The 17,741-nt window shown below is 46.1% G+C and carries 18 protein-coding genes; all 18 read left to right on the top strand.

Going from position 1 to position 17,741, the window contains the following annotated elements:
* The first annotated feature begins 26 nt into the window (after positions 1–26).
* Positions 27–425 (top strand): YbaY family lipoprotein, encoded by a 399-nt coding sequence (locus SVI_RS14655; RefSeq protein WP_013052382.1) that lies wholly within the window; start codon positions 27–29, stop codon positions 423–425.
* 196 nt (positions 426–621) lie between these two features.
* Positions 622–861, top strand: coding sequence for a hypothetical protein (locus tag SVI_RS14650; protein ID WP_041419994.1), 240 nt, complete (start codon positions 622–624; stop codon positions 859–861).
* A 198-nt stretch (positions 862–1,059) separates the two neighbouring features.
* A complete protein-coding gene (locus SVI_RS14645; RefSeq protein ID WP_013052380.1) occupies positions 1,060–1,638 on the top strand; it encodes a nucleotidyltransferase family protein in 579 nt (192 codons plus the stop codon).
* A 280-nt stretch (positions 1,639–1,918) separates the two neighbouring features.
* On the top strand, positions 1,919–2,566 hold the full coding sequence (gene ompW, locus SVI_RS14640; RefSeq protein ID WP_041419992.1) for an outer membrane protein OmpW: 648 nt from the start codon (positions 1,919–1,921) through the stop codon (positions 2,564–2,566).
* Between the two features lie 627 nt (positions 2,567–3,193).
* Positions 3,194–3,421 (top strand): hypothetical protein, encoded by a 228-nt coding sequence (locus SVI_RS14635; protein WP_041419991.1) that lies wholly within the window; start codon positions 3,194–3,196, stop codon positions 3,419–3,421.
* Positions 3,422–3,677: 256 nt separating this feature from the next.
* Positions 3,678–4,127 (top strand): hypothetical protein, encoded by a 450-nt coding sequence (locus tag SVI_RS21705; RefSeq protein ID WP_013052377.1) that lies wholly within the window; start codon positions 3,678–3,680, stop codon positions 4,125–4,127.
* 21 nt (positions 4,128–4,148) lie between these two features.
* Positions 4,149–4,550: a YbaY family lipoprotein gene (locus SVI_RS14625; protein ID WP_041419990.1), complete on the top strand. Its 402-nt coding sequence runs from the start codon at positions 4,149–4,151 to the stop codon at positions 4,548–4,550.
* Between the two features lie 68 nt (positions 4,551–4,618).
* A complete protein-coding gene (gene metA / locus SVI_RS14620; RefSeq protein WP_041419989.1) occupies positions 4,619–5,569 on the top strand; it encodes a homoserine O-acetyltransferase MetA in 951 nt (316 codons plus the stop codon).
* A gap of 518 nt (positions 5,570–6,087) precedes the next feature.
* The gene (locus tag SVI_RS14615; protein ID WP_013052373.1) at positions 6,088–8,418 is read left to right on the top strand and encodes an immune inhibitor A domain-containing protein; all 2,331 of its coding nucleotides are present in this window, start codon (positions 6,088–6,090) and stop codon (positions 8,416–8,418) included.
* Between the two features lie 89 nt (positions 8,419–8,507).
* Positions 8,508–8,954 carry a hypothetical protein gene (locus tag SVI_RS14610; RefSeq protein WP_013052372.1) on the top strand — a complete coding sequence of 149 codons (447 nt, stop codon included), beginning with the start codon at positions 8,508–8,510 and terminating at the stop codon, positions 8,952–8,954.
* Positions 8,955–9,212: 258 nt separating this feature from the next.
* A complete protein-coding gene (locus tag SVI_RS14605) occupies positions 9,213–10,403 on the top strand; it encodes a thiolase family protein (RefSeq protein ID WP_041419987.1) in 1,191 nt (396 codons plus the stop codon).
* Between the two features lie 197 nt (positions 10,404–10,600).
* Positions 10,601–12,106 carry a CoA-acylating methylmalonate-semialdehyde dehydrogenase gene (locus tag SVI_RS14600; protein WP_013052370.1) on the top strand — a complete coding sequence of 502 codons (1,506 nt, stop codon included), beginning with the start codon at positions 10,601–10,603 and terminating at the stop codon, positions 12,104–12,106.
* A gap of 177 nt (positions 12,107–12,283) precedes the next feature.
* Complete coding sequence (locus SVI_RS14595; RefSeq protein WP_013052369.1) at positions 12,284–13,441, top strand: acyl-CoA dehydrogenase family protein; 1,158 nt, start codon at positions 12,284–12,286, stop codon at positions 13,439–13,441.
* A gap of 26 nt (positions 13,442–13,467) precedes the next feature.
* Entirely contained in the window at positions 13,468–14,241 is a 774-nt protein-coding gene (locus tag SVI_RS14590) for an enoyl-CoA hydratase (protein WP_013052368.1), read from the top strand.
* Positions 14,241–15,380 carry an enoyl-CoA hydratase/isomerase family protein gene (locus tag SVI_RS14585; RefSeq protein WP_041419986.1) on the top strand — a complete coding sequence of 380 codons (1,140 nt, stop codon included), beginning with the start codon at positions 14,241–14,243 and terminating at the stop codon, positions 15,378–15,380. Before SVI_RS14590 ends, SVI_RS14585 begins: the two co-directional genes overlap by 1 nt.
* Positions 15,381–15,430: 50 nt before the next feature.
* The gene (gene mmsB / locus SVI_RS14580; protein WP_013052366.1) at positions 15,431–16,369 is read left to right on the top strand and encodes a 3-hydroxyisobutyrate dehydrogenase; all 939 of its coding nucleotides are present in this window, start codon (positions 15,431–15,433) and stop codon (positions 16,367–16,369) included.
* Between the two features lie 4 nt (positions 16,370–16,373).
* Positions 16,374–17,132: an SDR family oxidoreductase gene (locus SVI_RS14575; RefSeq protein WP_013052365.1), complete on the top strand. Its 759-nt coding sequence runs from the start codon at positions 16,374–16,376 to the stop codon at positions 17,130–17,132.
* A 242-nt stretch (positions 17,133–17,374) separates the two neighbouring features.
* Positions 17,375–17,620 carry a hypothetical protein gene (locus SVI_RS14570; RefSeq protein WP_408005174.1) on the top strand — a complete coding sequence of 82 codons (246 nt, stop codon included), beginning with the start codon at positions 17,375–17,377 and terminating at the stop codon, positions 17,618–17,620.
* Positions 17,621–17,741 lie beyond the last annotated feature (121 nt).

The following is a 17,741-nucleotide window of genomic DNA, read 5'->3' as shown; positions in this document are numbered from 1 at the left end:
CCGTATATTGAAATAAGGGTTTTAAAATGTTGGTAATGTTGAAAAGAACCATAATATTATTGGTTTGTGTCTTATCGCTCTCGGCCTGTGTGACAGTAGAGCCGGTGCCGCCTGTTATCGTTAATGGTGCCGCCGGATATTTGGAGAAGATCAATCTGCCCATGGGGAGCAAGATCACCATAGCCATAGTCGATCTGGATACTCAGGGAGTTATCATTGCCCAGAAAAGTTTCGATATTGCCAGAGCACCAGTACCGTTTAAATTCATCTTACCTCCTGAAAGCGTTAGGGAAGATGTAAACTACGGCGCCGTAGCCATGATCGTGTATCAAGGACAGGTGATTTTTCAGACATATGACAGATTCCCTGTTATCAATAATGGTAAATACACCACAGAAGTATTGATGAAAGCGGTAAGACAATAAAATTGGATTGGTTTTAATCGAATCTTTAAAAGGGGCGTTAGCCCCTTTTTTTGTGGCTGGAATTTGAGAGTCTAGCTGATGAGAGCATAATACTAATGGCTATTAGTATTGGAATAAGCGATTTGTACATATTGTTACTTGATTGTTAATATTGTATGCAATACTCTGGAGTGAGTCCTTTCACATGGAGTGTCTTATGCGATTTATTGGTAGTCATCAAATCATTAAGAATAGCGGATTAGCTAACAGCCTTGAGTGTAATAATAGCCTTGAGCGAGATAATAGCCCTAAGTGGGCTAGCAGCAATGAACTTAATGACAAAACGGGTCTCTTAGCCGGCTTGAAGTCCAAGATCACTTTTGAGGATGTTCATGCATTGTTATTGTTTTTCACCGCAATGACATTCTTGTTTATTGGTTTATTTATCGCCCCTTGATTGAGGCTTTCCTTAATTGAGGAACAGCTTGATTGAGAAGTCCCTTAATTGAAAAGTCTTAGATCAACTTGCAAGGCCGAGAGCTAGTAGGCCCAACAAGCTAGAATGATGAGAAGCTCTGCTGTCTGGCAGAAAACAAGTATTCTGGTGTTAATCTCAGGCATAGATTAGTATTTATCATCTATTCCTTTAAGCGAAATGTGCGTGAGTATAAGACTAAACCTGGAACTAAACCTGGAGCTAAAGCTGAGACTCGAGCAATGGCTGAAACAGGATCCCATCAGAATGCAAGCCATAGAGTTTGCGGTTAAGCTAGATCTGCCTCAGTGGTTATTGGCGGCAGGATTTGTACGCAATCTGGTATGGGACAGGCTACACGGTGGATTAAACTCAGCTATTAATGATATAGATCTTATCTATTTTGATGCCGATGACCTCAGTGAGAGTCGAGAGAGAGCTTATCAAAAGCAACTCGAGTCATGGGCGCCTCATCTGCCTTGGTCTGTTAAGAATCAGGCGAGAATGCATATTAGAAACTGTGATGCAGCCTACACTAGCTGTGAACATGCCATGTCCTTCTGGCCCGAGTGTGAGACGGCCATAGGTATCCATGTATCTAGAGATAATAGCCAGTTCGATTTATTTGCCCCCTTTGGTTTGGAATCTCTGTTCGACTTAAAGTTAACCCACAACCCGAAACGTGAGCTATCACTTTTTAACGCAAGAAAAGACCAGAAAGCCTGGTTAACTCGTTACCCTAAATTACAACTAGCCTAATTATCCCCCCTTAATACGTTTCATTAAAAACTCTTATTCTCGACTGCCGATTAATACCAAAATAAAATAATATAAAAATATGTTCATCAAATTATAAGCTGCATTTTCAAGGCTTGTTATTGAAGCGTGACATTGATCACCTTAGGCTAAGTATAAATTGGGCCTAGGTACGCTTGTTGATTTGGATCAATTCTTAATAGGCTTAGATCTGTCAGGATGCTGTCAAATGTAAGAAGCATGATAATAAAAAGTGACATTCGCCTTATATTAATGGAGTAGTATGATGAAAAAAAGTATCGTTTCTGGATTGATCGCGGCCGCTTTACTGGCTACGGGTTTCACCGCTTCTGTTGCGGCTCATCAAGAGGGTGACATTATCATTCGTGCGGGTGCTGTCGTTGTCGCACCTAACGAGTCCAGTGACCAGGTAGCAAGCTTCGGTGAATTCGGAGTGAGCAGTAATACTCAATTGGGACTTAACTTCGGCTATATGTTGACCGATAACCTAGGTGTTGAGTTGTTGGCGGCGACGCCATTTAGTCACGATATTTCTCTGCATGGTGTCGGCAAGATAGCCGAGACTAAGCAACTACCGCCTACCTTAGTGTTGCAATACTATTTTGGTAATGCTGAGTCTAAGCTACGTCCTTATATAGGTGGGGGAGTTAACTTCACTAACTTCTATGATAATGAATTCACTAACGATCTAAATGGGGCGCTATCGGATCTGAGTATGAGCAGTTCATGGGGGCTGGCAGCTCAGGTTGGTGTCGATTATCAAGTGAATAAAAACTGGTTGGTGAATGCTTCTGTCTGGTACGCACAAATCAGCACTGACGTGAAATTTAATCTTGCAGATACACCAGTCACCATCGAAACAGATATTGACCCTTGGGTGTACATGGTGAGTGTTGGTTATACCTTCTAATCCAGTTTAGTAAAGCGACAGAAAGGAGCCTATTGGCTCCTTTATTATTTCACACTTCTTATTTCACACTTCGAAAACCAACAAGAAAACTGAAAACCAAGTGAAACAGAAAACGAAAATCAAGACCAAGCCCAAGCCCAAGATACCCAAGATAGTCTTCGGGCTTACATAGGTAGCTGAGTCAATTATTCATCTTTTACAGCAAGCTTGTTCAGCGTGCTTATTGCGCTCTTTCACTGTCATGACACCGCTCTTATCACCCACCTGAGCCATAGCACTAGGCTTGGCCGAGTTTAGATAATAATGGATGTCTTGGCTGTATACTTTGGCTGTATATAGGTTATGTGCTTGTTGGGGTTGTGGCCGTCTTGGTCGTGATTAGCTTGTATAGGGTTAAATTTGCCTTGCAGTGATTAGCACTGGCTATCTTTCTTTAGAGTAACCAGTGTTTGGGTTATATATAGTTATATACTCGCATGCAGAGGACTTTTTAATAATCTGAAAGTCTAGTCGCTAGCAGAGTCCATATTAAGGCTCGAGCATAGAGTTACTAATCCAATGAATCGCCGCCATTGCCTTGCTATAGTGCAATGCATCCCAACATCTTTAGTTATGAGGTTCGCAGACATGTCTCAATTGAATCGTACCGGTATTGTCATCGCTCTAATCGTATTTATTATGTGTATCTGGGCCAACTTATTTAACGGCTTAGCATTTAGTTTTGCCTGGGGATTAGGCGTGCCTGAGTTTCTGGCATTTTGCATATCTGGCAGCATCATTACAGCACTCGTTGTCTTGGGATATATTATGGGCAAGTTTATCTCTACCAAGACATTCAATTTAACAAGAAGATAAGTGTTACTAATTAATTGTTTACTATATATAGAATAATGGGTGTCTTGATTATTTGCTAACTGTCAAAGATGGCTAGAATAAAGAACAAGAATGGGTGGCTAGGTTAAAGAACACCCGAACGAGAGGCTGGGTGAATAGAGCCTATGAATGAGAAGCATGGAAGTTGAACTGGCTGTTGTATATGGACATATTTTGCCGAACTGGCCGTTAAACAAGGACTTTGTTTGATTTGGAAGAGCTTCCACGGACGGCTCTTATGAAATCAACAGCCGGCGACTCGCAGAACCTTGTCAAAGTAAGAGCGTACAAAAGCCCGCTGCAGGCTATAAGTAACAATGAAAGTACGACCTTCAAAAAATTATCATACGCCAAAGGGGCTGGATTCCCGCCCACAAGCATTGCGGGGAAGACGAGTATTGAATTGCAGCGTGTCGCAGAATCTTGTCAAAGTAAAGAGTGCACATCCCGCCGCTGGGAAGCGATAGATAACAATGAAGGAACGACCTTCAAACACACTCCAATACCAACTCAGCCAAATGAACCCACACAGAAAATTTCATCCAGCTTAATTCGAAGCCTGCTCACATTGACCGACTATGGTTATATTATGCCAATGTATGTGGTCTGCTCTAGTTTTAAGCGCATAGTAGAACGATATTCGAATCAGGTATTTTACAATAGACATATGGACATCCAGAAGTCTTAATGTATTATTAGGAGATAGGCGATGAAAAACGGATTGAAACTTGTTTTAGCTCTATTCATGTCGGTGCTGGTGTTAGCGGGCTGCGCAACACCTAATGCTATGGTCGAGATTCAGGGAGAGGTTTTGTACCAGCAGCCCATGGCCTTGGCACAAGATGCCGTGTTAAGGGTTCAGGTAAAGGATATCTCCTTGATGGGGGCGCCAGTAGTGGTTATGGCCGAGATAGAGATAAGTGCTGTAACGTCTCCGGCTCCGTTTCATTTTTTGATAAACAGAGATCAATTTGAAGCGGGTCATAGCTATGAAATAGGGGCAAGTATTCACCTCGATGACAAGCTGATGTTTATCAATACTCAAGCGTACAACATAAATGTAGGCTCAACAGAGCCTATGTCTGTCATGGTAGAAAAAGTGGCTCGCTAAGCTGATTGCTGATTTAGGCGCATTTTTCTACTACTTGGTTAATCAAACGATAGAGGATGAGGCGCTGTATGCCGGTTAAAATTCCCGATAATCTGCCCGCGGCAGGGATTCTAGAGTCAGAAAATATTTTCGTCATGTCCGAGACCCGGGCCGCGAATCAGGACATTCGCCCGATGAAAGTGCTGATCTTGAACCTGATGCCCAATAAGATCGAGACAGAGACTCAGTTACTGCGTTTATTGGGTAACACACCACTGCAGGTGGATGTGGATTTACTGCGGATCCACGATAAAGAATCTAAGCATACTTCAATCGATCATATGAATAATTTCTATCGGGATTTTAAGGCGATTAGCCATAAAAACTACGATGGCTTAATCATCACAGGTGCGCCTCTGGGTCAGATCGAGTTTGAAGAGGTGACCTATTGGGATCATATTCGTGAAATTATCGACTGGTCCCAACGTCATGTTACCTCGGTCCTTTTTCTATGTTGGGCTGCTCATGCGGCACTCTATCACCTGTATGGCTTGAATAGGAAACTGCTCAAGACGAAACGTGCAGGGGTATTCCTTCATCAGCGCACCAGTCAACATTTGCCTCTATTACGTGGTTTCGATGATGAGTTCTTGGCGCCTCATTCCCGCTTTGCTCAGATGGATATCGATGAGCTCAAAGCCCATCCCGGCCTGCAAGTATTAACTGAATCCGATGAGGCCGGCGCTTATATGGTGCTGAGTAGTAATAGTCGAAACTTGTTTGTGATGGGTCATCCCGAGTATCAGAAGTTGACGCTAAAAGATGAGTATTTTCGTGATCTAGGCGCAGGACTTAAGCCCGAAATTCCGCAAAACTATTTTAGAAATGATGATCCTGAGCAGGAGCCAGTCGCTCGCTGGTATGGCCATGGTAGCTTGTTAGTCAGTAATTGGCTCAACTACTATGTGTATCAGCTAACCCCGTATAATCTGGATGATATGAGTGCTATTACTCCCTGGGAAGAGGCTGAACTGCCTTAAATTAACTCGCTGCAAATAGAGTGATGCCAGATAAAGCCACCTGTGTGGCTTTTATTTTGTCGGCTAGAACAAAATTTAATCGCTTAACTGTGGAATCGCAGGTTTACATTTGAGTCAGTGCTAGTAGTAAAGGCTACAATTTACCGTCAGGAGTAAGTTAAAGGTGTTGGCTGCCTTAGCTGAAAAAACACTCTGATTTATATTTTTTCTTATCATCTTAGTCATTAAATACTCATTAAATATTCATAATAAACAGCTTGTTAGGTAATTAGTTGAACTAATGTCATAGCATTCTAAGCTGTCTCTTCAATTCCATCGATTTCCTATCTAACTAAAATAACTAGTATCGAGCCTGTGATCTACTACTTGTGACTGATATGTTGCAATAATGTTGTTGTATTTATTCCCCTTCAGGTAGAGTTTTTTACCTTGTCTCGGCTCATAAAAGCTAGCGAAAAAACGAGTACCTCGAGACAGAACGCTATCTCAACAACTAGAAGTTAACACAGGGGATTCACGTGTTGAATAAAACAATATTATCACTAGCCGTAGTGCTAGCAGGATTATCAGCTAATGCGCTCGCATCGGAGCGTGAACATTCATATCAATCAGGTGCATTCGATCTGGTCGTTGCCGATGAGCAAAGACTGATTCAAATGTTAAAAAAATCAGGAAAGATCGCTCAAGGGGCTTCATTTAATGAAGCCGAGGTCGCGCTACGCAGTTTTCTTAAGACTCGCCAACAGCAAGAAGCACTCAGAGCAGCAAGCTTAGATGCCGAAGCGACGAGCAATTTCGCTATGGATAGCGACATAAAATCAAGCCGTAAGAAAGTCAGACGCAGCAAGGGTGACAAGAAAGGTAAGTTTTCTAGGTCACGCAGAAATCGCCCAGATAACTTGGTAATTGAAGATTATAGCGGTGAAGCTCGTCAGGGCCGTGTGCTGGCTATCTTGATGGAGTTCCCTGATTTCCCTCATAACTCAATCTTGCCAGAAGATAGCGGCATGTATTATGAAGATTATAATCAGGATCATTATCGTCAGATCTTGTTCGGTGCCCAGGGTTGGATTGCCCCTAACGGACATCATGCAAACTCTTTCACTCAGTTTTATGAAAAGCAGTCTGGTGGCAGTTACTCACTCACAGGTGATGTAGCCGGTTGGTATATGGCTACTGAAAATGCGGCTTACTATGGTGGCAACCCTGATGGTGATGCACGTAGCTTAATTCGTGAGGCGTTAGCGGCTGCTGCTGCCGATCCAAGTGTGGATCTGACTCAATTTGATATTGAAGATAGATACGATCTCGATGGTGATGGCAATTATTGGGAAGCCGATGGCTTAGTGGATCACGTGATGGTGTTCCATTCCAGTGTGGGCGAAGAAGCCGGCGGTGGTCAACTCGGTGAAGATGCTATCTGGGCACATCGCTGGAATCTAGGAGGTGTCTGGGCAATTCCTGGTGCAACTTCGGATGTTCCCTATTGGAACGGAGCCATGGTTGCTTATGACTATACTATCGCGCCTATCGATAGTGCCGTTGGTATTATCAGTCATGAATTTGGCCATGATCTAGGTCTACCTGATGAGTATGACACTCAATACACAGGTAAAGGTGAGCCTGTCTCCATGTGGTCAGTGATGTCTTCCGGTAGCTGGGCGGGTCGTCTCGGCGGTACTGAGCCAACGGGTTTCAGTGCTTGGGCCAAGGAGCAGCTACAGGCTTCTCTAGGTGGCAACTGGTTACATGGCGCCACGGTTAACTTCGATGATATCCCCAGAAGTGGCATTCAGGGATTACTCGATCAGGCGTCCAGCAAGGGCACTAACCATGATGCAATTCGTATCAATTTACCCCAGAAGCAGAGCCTGATCACCACACCTGTGAGTGGCCAATATGCTTACTTTAGTGGTTCGGGAAATGATCTCGACAATCGTATGTCAACCAGAGTAGACCTGACCGCAGCAAGCTCAGTGGTGGTTAAGTTTAAGACCTGGTATGACATAGAAGCCGATTGGGATTATGCCTATCTGGCTGTCAGTACTGAAGCGGGTCTAGTGACCATAGCCAATGCATTGACCACAGATACTAATCCAAATGGCAATAACTTAGGCAATGGTATTACGGGGTCATCAAATGGCTGGATAGATGCTGAATTCGATCTGACTAGCTTTGCAGGCCAGGTAGTGGATATCACTGTCATCTATAGCACAGATCCAGGAGTGGCAAATGCCGGTATTTATATCGATGACTTCAGTGTCGAGCTAGACAGTGTCGCAGTCGTTACTGCCAATGCCGATGACTCAGCCTCTGAGCCATTTAACTTTGCAGGTTTCACAGCAAATACAGGCAGTAACTATACGGATCATTATTACTTGCTTGAGTGGCGTACTCATCACGGCGTTGACAGTGGCCTTGCCCACATTAATGTTGCCGGTGAAACTATGAGCTATGAAGAAGGACTACTGATCTGGTATGTGGATAATAAGTTTTCTGATAACTGGGTAGGTAATCATCCTGGTGATGGCTTCTTAGGGGTTGTCGATGCAGATCAGAAGACACTCAAATGGAGTGACGGTGCACCAGCTTCGACTAAGTACCAGATCCATGATGCGACATTTAGCATAGATAGAAATGACAAGATGTTCTTAGATCTTGAAGAGCAGTATGGCATCACACTCCGTGATAACCGTGTTCGTGGTCAACGTCTGTTCAATGACCGTAGAAAATATATCGGTAGTGACATTCCTGATGCGGGTCGTAATATACCCACTTACGGTCTGAAGATCCGTTTGATTAATCAGAGTAAAGACAGAAGCGTAGGTTCTATTTATATTTATCGTTAATTATAAATAGACTAAGCCCTAATAAAAGCGCTGTTATCAGCGCTTTTTTATTGTCAAATATAATAAAGTTAGTGAAAGGTGGATAGATAATGAAACCAATAAAACTGCTCGCCATACTCTTAGTGAATGCATCTGTGCTAGCCATAATGGCGACCCCTGCATTGGCCAGGCCCAAATTATCTCAGGCTTGTCAGCAGCCTTCACCTGTTGTCGATATATGGTCGTTAGAAACTATGCTGACTAAGAGTGGAGTGCTTAACGACTCCATGGCTAAAAAGGAAAAGGAGCTGGCTATTCGGGATTATATCAAGCAGAAAAATGATAAGTACCGCCAATGCCAGATTGGAGGTAAAACAGCCTCATCCTGTAACAAGCCCAAAATGAGTAGCCGACAAATTGAAACAAACTTGCTTAATCAAGGCTCAATAGCACAAGACACCAAAGATGAGAAAAAACAGCAACTAGTAGAAGAGTATCGACACAAGAGGGAGTCTGAGTACAGATTGTGCCAATTGAAACTTGGGGCAGCTCTCTAGTGCAGTAAACTTAAATACCAATATGTATAAGAGCTAGTTCTTTAAGCTAGCTCGCCTATCTTCTCTAGCCTGATCCACAGCAAAGGCTTGTGTAAATATTGAGTGACAATATAACTCCCTGGTATCTTTTCCTATATTAGTATTTACACTTGCTTTACGTTCGCGTAAACGTCAGAGTGCTATTCTTTAGTTATAGAAGTTGAACTGGATCACCTATTTCTGGTTGACATTAATTATCTAGTAAAGGCGGAGTGGACAATGAGTACAGAGCAATTGAGTCAAGAGATCGTCATTGTGGCAGCTAAGCGCACCCCTATTGGGGGCTTTCAAGGGGCCTTATCTAGCGTTCCATCACCTTCGCTGGCCGCAACCGCCATCAAGAGTCTGGTTGAGCAGACAGGCGTTTCCAAAGATGTCATCGATGAAGTCTTAATGGGTTGTGTACTGCCAGCGGGTCTTGGTCAGGCACCGGCTCGTCAAGCGGCTCTAGGGGCAGGTTTACCTCTGTCGGTTGGCGCAACGACAGTCAATAAGGTCTGTGGATCAGGAATGAAGACGGTTATGTTAGCCCATGATCTTATCAAGGCAGGCAGTGCCGATATTGTCATAGCTGGTGGCATGGAAAGCATGAGCCTGGCACCTTATCTGCTCGATAAAGCCCGCGGTGGCATGCGTATGGGTCATGGTAAGGTGATGGACCATATGTTCTTAGATGGCTTAGAAGATGCCTATACCGGTGGTGCCATGGGCACGTTTGCACAAAACACCGCCGATGACTTTGACATCACTCGTGAGCAGATGGACTCTTTTTCACTGAGTTCACTCGCTAAAGCCAATAAGGCCATCGAGTCTGGTGCATTCAAACAAGAGATAGCGCCGGTCACTATATCGAGTCGCCGTGGTGATACCTTGGTGGATACCGATGAGCAGCCGGGCAATGCACGCCCAGATAAAATTCCCACTCTGCGTCCAGTCTTTGCCAAAGACGGCACAATTACCGCGGCTAATTCAAGCTCAATTTCAGATGGCGCGGCGGCGCTTATGCTGATGACAGCGCAACAGGCCAATATTCAAGGCTTACCTATACTGGCAAGCATCAAGGGTCATGCTACCCATGCTCAAGATCCATCATTGTTTACCACGGCACCTGTTGGCGCCATAAACAAGCTGCTCGATAAGGTGAACTGGAGTAAGGATGATGTGGATCTGTTTGAGATCAACGAAGCCTTTGCCATGGTGACCATGTTGGCTATCTCCGAGCTCTCTCTCGATGAGTCTAAGGTCAACGTCAATGGCGGCGCCTGTGCTCTGGGGCATCCCATCGGCTGCTCGGGTTCGCGTTTGTTAGTGACCTTGATATATGCACTCAAGGCCCGTGGGCTCAAGCGTGGCGTTGCATCTCTGTGTATCGGTGGCGGCGAAGCCACTGCCATGGCAATCGAAGTTTAGCTTGCACCATAAGGCTTGTCTGAAAAGATAAGCCTTTTTTATCTGCGCTAGCTAAGAGAAGAATCGCTAAGTAAAAATAGACCTTTATGTGAGTTTAAAGCTGTCACTCATAGGTAGCAATCAAGAAGACAATAGGTGTGTGGCAAAAATAATAAACCACAGCATGCCTGTTCTAACCAGTCTTAATGGGAAGCAATATGACCACTCAAGTGCAACATTATATCGACGGCCAATTTATTGATGGTAACGGGAAACAACAAATCTCGGTCACTAACCCAGCCAACAATCAAACCATAGCCATGATTAACGCCGCCACCGTCCAGGAGGTGGAAACAGCCATCGCCAGTGCGAAATCTGCCTTTAATAGCTGGAAAGAGGTGCCCGTTTCCGAGCGTGCCAGAGTGATGTTTAGATATCAGCATCTGCTGAAAGAGCACCATGATGAGCTGGCGACTATTCTGGCACAAGAGACAGGTAAGACATTCGATGATGCTAAAGGCGATGTTTGGCGCGGTATCGAAGTGGCCGAGCATGCTTGTAATATCGCGAGCCTGTTAATGGGGGAAACTGTGGAGAATGTGGCCAGAGGCATAGATACCTATAGTTACAGCCAACCTCTGGGCGTGTGTGCCGGCATTACCCCGTTTAATTTCCCTGCCATGATCCCGCTGTGGATGTTCCCCTTGTCTATCGCCTGCGGCAACACCTTTATACTCAAGCCTTCGGAGCAAGACCCCATGACGCCTCAGCGTCTGGTTGAGCTGTTCGAAGAGGCTGGTGCGCCTAAGGGCGTGTTGCAGCTAGTGCATGGTGACAAGACTGCGGTAGATGTGCTGCTGAATCATCAAGACATCAAGGCTATCTCTTTTGTCGGCTCTGTAGGCGTGGCTCAATATATCTACAAGACAGGCACAGATAACCTCAAGCGTGTACAGGCATTTGCCGGCGCTAAGAACCATTGCGTTGTTATGCCTGATGCCAATAAGCAGCAAGTGATCAATAACTTAGTCGGAGCCTCCGTTGGCGCTGCGGGTCAACGATGCATGGCGCTATCTGTGGCGATTTTTGTCGGTGCGGCCAAAGAGTGGATCCCTGAACTCAAGGAAGCCATCGCTAAGGTTAAACCCGGTCTGTGGGATGATAAAGAAGCGGGCTATGGTCCACTGATCAGCCCTGCAGCCAAAGCGCGAGTGCTGTCACTTATCGCCCAAGGCAAGGCGGAAGGCGCCAGTTGTTTGCTCGACGGTTCTGAATTTACCGTGCCGGGTTATGAATCTGGTAACTGGGTGGGTCCGACAGTGTTTAGCAAGGTCACCACAGAGATGACCATCTATAAAGAGGAGATCTTCGGTCCAGTGCTGTGCTGCATGGAGTCCGATACTTTGGAAGAGGCCATCGAGATAGTCAATGCCAGCCCCTATGGCAACGGTACCTCAATTTTTACCGCCAGTGGTGCGGCTGCGCGTAAATATCAGCACGAGATAGAAGTGGGTCAGGTGGGTATCAATGTGCCTATTCCTGTGCCTTTACCTTTCTTCTCTTTCACTGGCTGGAAGGGCAGTTTCTATGGTGATCAGCATGCCTATGGCAAGCAGGCTGTGCGTTTCTATACCGAAACTAAGACCATCACGGCGCGTTGGTTCGAGTCCCAGATAAGTGACGCCGAGCATACCGCTCCCAACATGACGATTGAGCTTAAGTAATAGGGCTGACAGCTAGTAACGCTTAAGGACCTTAGGTGGATACGCTATCCATCTAAGGCTTATTAAAATATAAATGATTCAATAAACAGGCAGGCACAAATTAAAACAAATGGTTTGAGCTCTATTAAACGAGTCGATTCTACAAGCCTATTATAAAAAGTGCCGAGGAGACCTAAGATGGATTTTAACCTCAGTGATGATCAGCGCCAGTTTGCCGATCTAGCCCAGCAGTTTTCACAAGACGAACTCGCCCCATTTGCAGCTCAGTGGGATAGAGAACACCACTTCCCTAAAGATGTCATTCAACGCGCCGGAGAGCTAGGTTTCTGCTCCCTGTATTCGCCAGAGAGTGAAGGTGGTATGGGACTGTCTCGTCTCGACTCATCCATTATCTTCGAGCAACTGGCCATGGGCTGTACGTCAACCACTGCCATGTTGACTATACATAATATGGCGACCTGGATGGTGACCAGTTTCGGCAGCGAAACCTTAAGACAAGAGTGGTCCGAGTTATTAACCACGGGCCAGAAACTGGCATCTTATTGCTTAACCGAAGCGGGCGCGGGCAGCGATGCTGCATCCCTTAAGACCAAAGCGGTGCGAGAGGGCGATGAGTATGTGATCTCCGGCACCAAGATGTTTATCTCTGGCGCTGGGGCGACCGAGCTATTAGTGGTCATGTGCCGCACCGGACAAGATGGCCCTAAAGGTATCTCAGCCATAGTGGTCCCTGCCGATGCTAAAGGGGTAACCTATGGTAAGGCGGAAGATAAGATGGGCTGGAACGCTCAACCTACCCGGGAGATCACCTTCAGCGAAGTGCGGGTACCGGTAACAAATCTCTTGGGTGAAGAGGGACAAGGTTTCACTTTCGCCATGAAGGGCCTGGACGGTGGACGCATCAATATTGCTACCTGCTCAGTGGGTACAGCTCAGGCGGCGCTTGAGCGTGCCACTCAATATATGACCGAGCGTAAGCAGTTTGGTAAACCCATTGCCACGTTTCAGGCGCTGCAATTTAAACTGGCCGACATGGCGACTGAACTTGTGGCGGCAAGACAGATAGTGCGATTAGCGGCCTTTAAACTCGATTGTGGTGATCCCGAAGCCAGCGCCTATTGCGCCATGGCGAAACGTTTTGCTACCGATATCGGTTTTCAGGTTTGTGATGCGGCGTTACAGCTGCACGGCGGCTATGGCTACATACGTGAATATCCCTTAGAGCGTCATGTGCGTGATGTGCGCGTACACCAGATATTGGAAGGGACTAACGAGATCATGCGCTTGATTATTGCGAGACGTTTACTCGATGAGAGCGCCGGACAGATCTTGTAATTTAGACTCATAAAAGGAAGTGACAGATGACAGCCCTGATAGAGAAGATTGTAGGCCATACCGCAGTGATCACCATGAGCAATCCGCCGGCTAATACCTGGACTGCCCAGAGTTTGCAGTTGCTGAAGCAGAAGGTGGAGGCACTCAATGATAATCCGGACATTTATGCCCTGGTCATAACGGGTGAAGGGGACAAGTTTTTCTCCGCTGGGGCCGATCTCAAGTTGTTTGCCGATGGCAATAAAGACAATGCTGCCAATATGGCCAAGTGTTTCGGTGAAGCGTTCGAAGCTTTGAGCGCATTTCGCGGTGTTTCCATCGCGGCAATCAATGGCTATGCCATGGGCGGCGGACTCGAGGTCGCGCTGGCCTGTGATCTACGTATCGCCGAATCTCAAGCTGTGATGGCCTTGCCCGAAGCGAGCGTAGGTCTGCTTCCTTGTGCGGGTGGGACGCAAAATTTGGCGGCGCTCATTGGCGAAGGCTGGGCTAAGCGGATGATCTTATGTGGTGAGCGACTGGCCGCAGACCAAGCCCTGGAGCTAAAACTGGTGGAGGAGGTGGTGGCAACTGGCGCCGCTCTCGATGGGGCCATGGAGCTGGCCGCCAAGGTGGCAAACCAGAGTCCCAGTAGTATTAAAGCCTGTAAATTTCTGATCCAAGCCGGACGTAATATGCCGAGAAACCAAGCCTTACCCATAGAACGCGAGCAGTTTGCGGCCTTGTTTGATACCCAAGATCAAGCTGAAGGGGTTGCGGCTTTCTTAGAAAAGCGTAAGGCCAACTGGAAGAACTGCTGATGACTCATTCAAGTAATAGTGTGGTATTTCAAACCTTAGGCACAAGCTCTGGCAAGCAGATTGGGGTCATGACCCTGAATATGGAGCAAGCGCTTAACGCTATCAATCTCGAGATGGTGCAGTCGATGCTGGCTCAGCTTATGCGCTGGCAAGATGATGACGCTATCGCCATGGTGATGTTAGATGGTGCAGGCGAGAAAGCCTTCTGCGCCGGTGGCGATGTCAGGGCCATTTATCATGCATCTGTTGCCACACCGGGTGAGCTTACCCAGCAGGCGACAGAATTCTTTGAGCAGGAATATAGACTCGATCATCTTATCGATACCTATGCTAAACCCATTTTAGTCTGGGGAGCCGGTATCGTCATGGGAGGCGGTCTTGGCCTGATGATGGGCGCGAGTCATCGTGTGGTGACCGAGGGTTCTCGTATTGCCATGCCTGAGGTGACCATAGGTCTGTACCCAGATGTAGGTGGCAGTTATTTTCTCAATCGTATGCCGGGGAAAGTGGGATTATTTCTGGGGCTTACGGCCTATAACATGAATGCAGCCGATGCTAAATTCGTGGGTATCGCTAATCACTATATTCTAGATGATGATAAACAGCCCTTGCTCGATAGCTTAGCCTGCCTCAATTGGGGAGATGATACTGAGGTTAATCATAACTTGTTGACCCATGAGCTCAATCGCACCGGCGCCGACGCAAGTGTAGGATTTTCCAAGGGGCGGCTCGAGACTTATAAAAATGACATAGATGTACTTATGTCGGGCTCGCTCAACGAGATTATGGCTCGAGTCGAAGAGCTTAATCTCAATGACTCTTGGCTGAAACGTCCCATCGAGACCATGTTGTCCGGTAGCCCCATCAGTTTGCAACTTATTTATCGCCAAGCTCACTTAGGCATAGACCTGAGTCTGGCCGAAGTATTTAGGTTCGAGCTTGGTTTGAGCGTCAACTGCTGCGCCCTGGGGGATTTCTCTGAAGGGGTGAGGGCATTGCTTATCGATAAAGACCGTAATCCCCAGTGGAAGTTTAACCGAGTGGCGGATGTGCCCGTAAGCTTAATCGAGCAGATGCTGAGCTCGCCTTGGTCTTTAGCATCGCATCCTTTAGCTCAGTTGGAGGAGCCTGTGTTGTAAGAGCGCTATTGAAATGAGTCTCGGGGAATAATTTTCTTAAGGAGTTTAAGATGACAAGTATCGCATTTATCGGATTAGGGCACATGGGCGCGCCTATGGCGGCCAATTTAATAAAATCAGGCGTGATGGTTAAGGTGTTCGATCTCGTCCCCGAGGCGATGAAGTCTCTTACTGAGCTTGGCGCACTAAGTGCCAAGAGTGCCTGCGGCGCAGCATCCGGTGCAGATGTGGTGATAACCATGCTGCCGGCGGGAAAACATGTTCGCTCTCTCTACTTAGGTGAAGGCAGCTCTGATAAGGGCTTGCTCGATGTGGTAGCCGAGGGAACCTTACTGATCGACTGCTCAACCATAGATGCTCAGAGCGCTAAAAAAGTCGCCGAAGTTGCCGTGAGTAAGGGACTCGAGTTTATCGATGCACCTGTATCTGGTGGTACCGCAGGGGCTGCGGCCGGGACATTAACCTTCATCTGTGGTGGCAGTGAGACGGGTTTTGAGCAAGCCTCTAAGGTGCTAAGTCATATGGGCGCCAATATTTTACACGCCGGGGATTCTGGTGCTGGTCAGGTGGCCAAAATTTGTAATAACATGCTTCTGTCTGTGCTGATGATAGCCACCAGTGAATCTTTGCAGATGGGCATTGACCATGGTTTAGATCCTAAGGTGTTATCTGAGATTATGAAGGTCAGTAGTGGTGGTAATTGGACCTTGGATAAATATAATCCTTGTCCAGATGTGATGGAGTCTGTACCGTCATCCAATGGTTATCAGGGGGGCTTCATGGTGGATCTTATGGTTAAAGATCTAGGTCTATCTCAAGAGGCGGCATTACTGACTAATTCCTGTACGCCCATGGGCGCCCTAGCACGCAGTTTATATGTGAACCATGCTCGTCAAGGCAATGGTACACGAGATTTTTCTAGTATTTTTGAACAGTTCTCTAGTTTTCAACAGATGACTCATATTCAACAAAATAAAAACAAAGGGTAATACGATGGATTTAAAAGATAAGGTAGTGGTCATTACTGGTGGTGCTGGTGGACTTGGTTTAGCCATGGCAGTGGATTTAGCCGAAGCCGGCGCTAAATTGGCCCTTATCGATGTGGATCAAGACAAGCTTGAACGTGCTTGCGCCGATATTGGCGACAGAGCGGAAGTACAAGGCTATGCCTTCGATATTACCGATGAAGAAGATGTGGTGGCGGGTTTCGGTTTTATCCTGGAAGATTTCGGTAAGGTGAATGTACTTATCAACAATGCAGGTATCTTATTAGATGGCATGCTAGTCAAAGCTAAAGATGGCAAGGTGACCGACCGTATGTCATATGAGCAGTTTCAGGCTGTGATTAACGTCAACTTAACCGGTTCATTCCTCTGTGGTCGTGAGGCTGCGGCTGCCATGATTGAGTCTAAGCAAGAAGGTGTGATCATCAATATCTCCAGCTTATCCAAGGCGGGCAATATGGGGCAGACTAACTACTCGGCTTCGAAAGCGGGTGTTGCAGCCATGTCTGTTGCTTGGGCAAAAGAGTTGGCAAGATACAATATTCGCAGCGCCGCGGTAGCGCCGGGTGTGATTGAGACTGAGATGACGGCATCGATGAAGCCTGAAGCGCTAGCACGTATGGAAAAAATGGTGCCAGTTGGCCGTCTGGGTCAACCTAGCGAGATATCATCGACGGTTAAGTTCATCATAGAGAACGACTATGTTAACGGCCGAGTATTCGAGATTGATGGCGGCATACGTATATAGATTTATGTGTCTATAACCTGGGAGTGAGTGCCTAGGTTCTAATTTCTAAGACAAGTATGATAAATATTAAAACGGGCCTTGGTCCGTTTTTTGTTGCTTTGGATTTACTCAGTAAGATCTGTATTGACCCCAGTGACAGGATTTAACTTAGATACTCATACAAGTACTTATACCGATAGGTATTACATTAGTGCTGGTGATAAGTAATAATGTTCAATGTTAATATTTTGGAGAAAACTGATTTGAGATTCCACAAGCAGATGGTTTGGCTGGAAAAAGCGACTAGGAATTTAATGCTGTTAGTCGGAGGGCTTGGGGTCTTGGTTATTTATGCGGGATTTCTATATCTGCTCATCACTGGACGTGATACTTCTGTGTTGCCCTGGTATCTGCTCTTATCTCCCTGGATCTGTATCTTTTATGGATTGAGCCGGGATAAACAGTTAACAGTTTTTGAATGGTTTAAGAACCTTCTTATCAGAAAGTAATTGTCAGAAGTTAATTGTCAGAAAGTAATGCCAAGTTATTTGCCAATGCCAGAAACAGGAAAGCTAATCAGCTATCTTGCCTGCATTGTCTCACTGTTTTTTATATTGCTGCCTGGATGAG

Origin of the sequence: Shewanella violacea DSS12 (assembly GCF_000091325.1) — a bacterium.
Classification (GTDB): Bacteria; Pseudomonadota; Gammaproteobacteria; order Enterobacterales; family Shewanellaceae; genus Shewanella; species Shewanella violacea.
This window is presented reverse-complemented; position numbering and strand designations above follow the sequence as displayed.

What these genes read in the sequence shown, in the direction of transcription:
- SVI_RS14605 (WP_041419987.1), top strand. Translation starts at nt 9,213, where the DNA reads ATGAGTACAGAGCAATTGAGTCAAGAGATCGTCATTGTGGCAGCTAAG.
- SVI_RS14645 (WP_013052380.1), top strand. Translation starts at nt 1,060, where the DNA reads ATGTGCGTGAGTATAAGACTAAACCTGGAACTAAACCTGGAGCTAAAG.
- SVI_RS14585 (WP_041419986.1), top strand. Translation starts at nt 14,241, where the DNA reads ATGACTCATTCAAGTAATAGTGTGGTATTTCAAACCTTAGGCACAAGC.
- mmsB (WP_013052366.1), top strand. Translation starts at nt 15,431, where the DNA reads ATGACAAGTATCGCATTTATCGGATTAGGGCACATGGGCGCGCCTATG.
- metA (WP_041419989.1), top strand. Translation starts at nt 4,619, where the DNA reads ATGCCGGTTAAAATTCCCGATAATCTGCCCGCGGCAGGGATTCTAGAG.
- SVI_RS14590 (WP_013052368.1), top strand. Translation starts at nt 13,468, where the DNA reads ATGACAGCCCTGATAGAGAAGATTGTAGGCCATACCGCAGTGATCACC.
- SVI_RS14650 (WP_041419994.1), top strand. Translation starts at nt 622, where the DNA reads ATGCGATTTATTGGTAGTCATCAAATCATTAAGAATAGCGGATTAGCT.
- SVI_RS21705 (WP_013052377.1), top strand. Translation starts at nt 3,678, where the DNA reads ATGAAATCAACAGCCGGCGACTCGCAGAACCTTGTCAAAGTAAGAGCG.
- SVI_RS14635 (WP_041419991.1), top strand. Translation starts at nt 3,194, where the DNA reads ATGTCTCAATTGAATCGTACCGGTATTGTCATCGCTCTAATCGTATTT.
- SVI_RS14600 (WP_013052370.1), top strand. Translation starts at nt 10,601, where the DNA reads ATGACCACTCAAGTGCAACATTATATCGACGGCCAATTTATTGATGGT.
- SVI_RS14655 (WP_013052382.1), top strand. Translation starts at nt 27, where the DNA reads ATGTTGGTAATGTTGAAAAGAACCATAATATTATTGGTTTGTGTCTTA.
- SVI_RS14575 (WP_013052365.1), top strand. Translation starts at nt 16,374, where the DNA reads ATGGATTTAAAAGATAAGGTAGTGGTCATTACTGGTGGTGCTGGTGGA.
- SVI_RS14610 (WP_013052372.1), top strand. Translation starts at nt 8,508, where the DNA reads ATGAAACCAATAAAACTGCTCGCCATACTCTTAGTGAATGCATCTGTG.
- SVI_RS14595 (WP_013052369.1), top strand. Translation starts at nt 12,284, where the DNA reads ATGGATTTTAACCTCAGTGATGATCAGCGCCAGTTTGCCGATCTAGCC.
- ompW (WP_041419992.1), top strand. Translation starts at nt 1,919, where the DNA reads ATGATGAAAAAAAGTATCGTTTCTGGATTGATCGCGGCCGCTTTACTG.
- SVI_RS14625 (WP_041419990.1), top strand. Translation starts at nt 4,149, where the DNA reads ATGAAAAACGGATTGAAACTTGTTTTAGCTCTATTCATGTCGGTGCTG.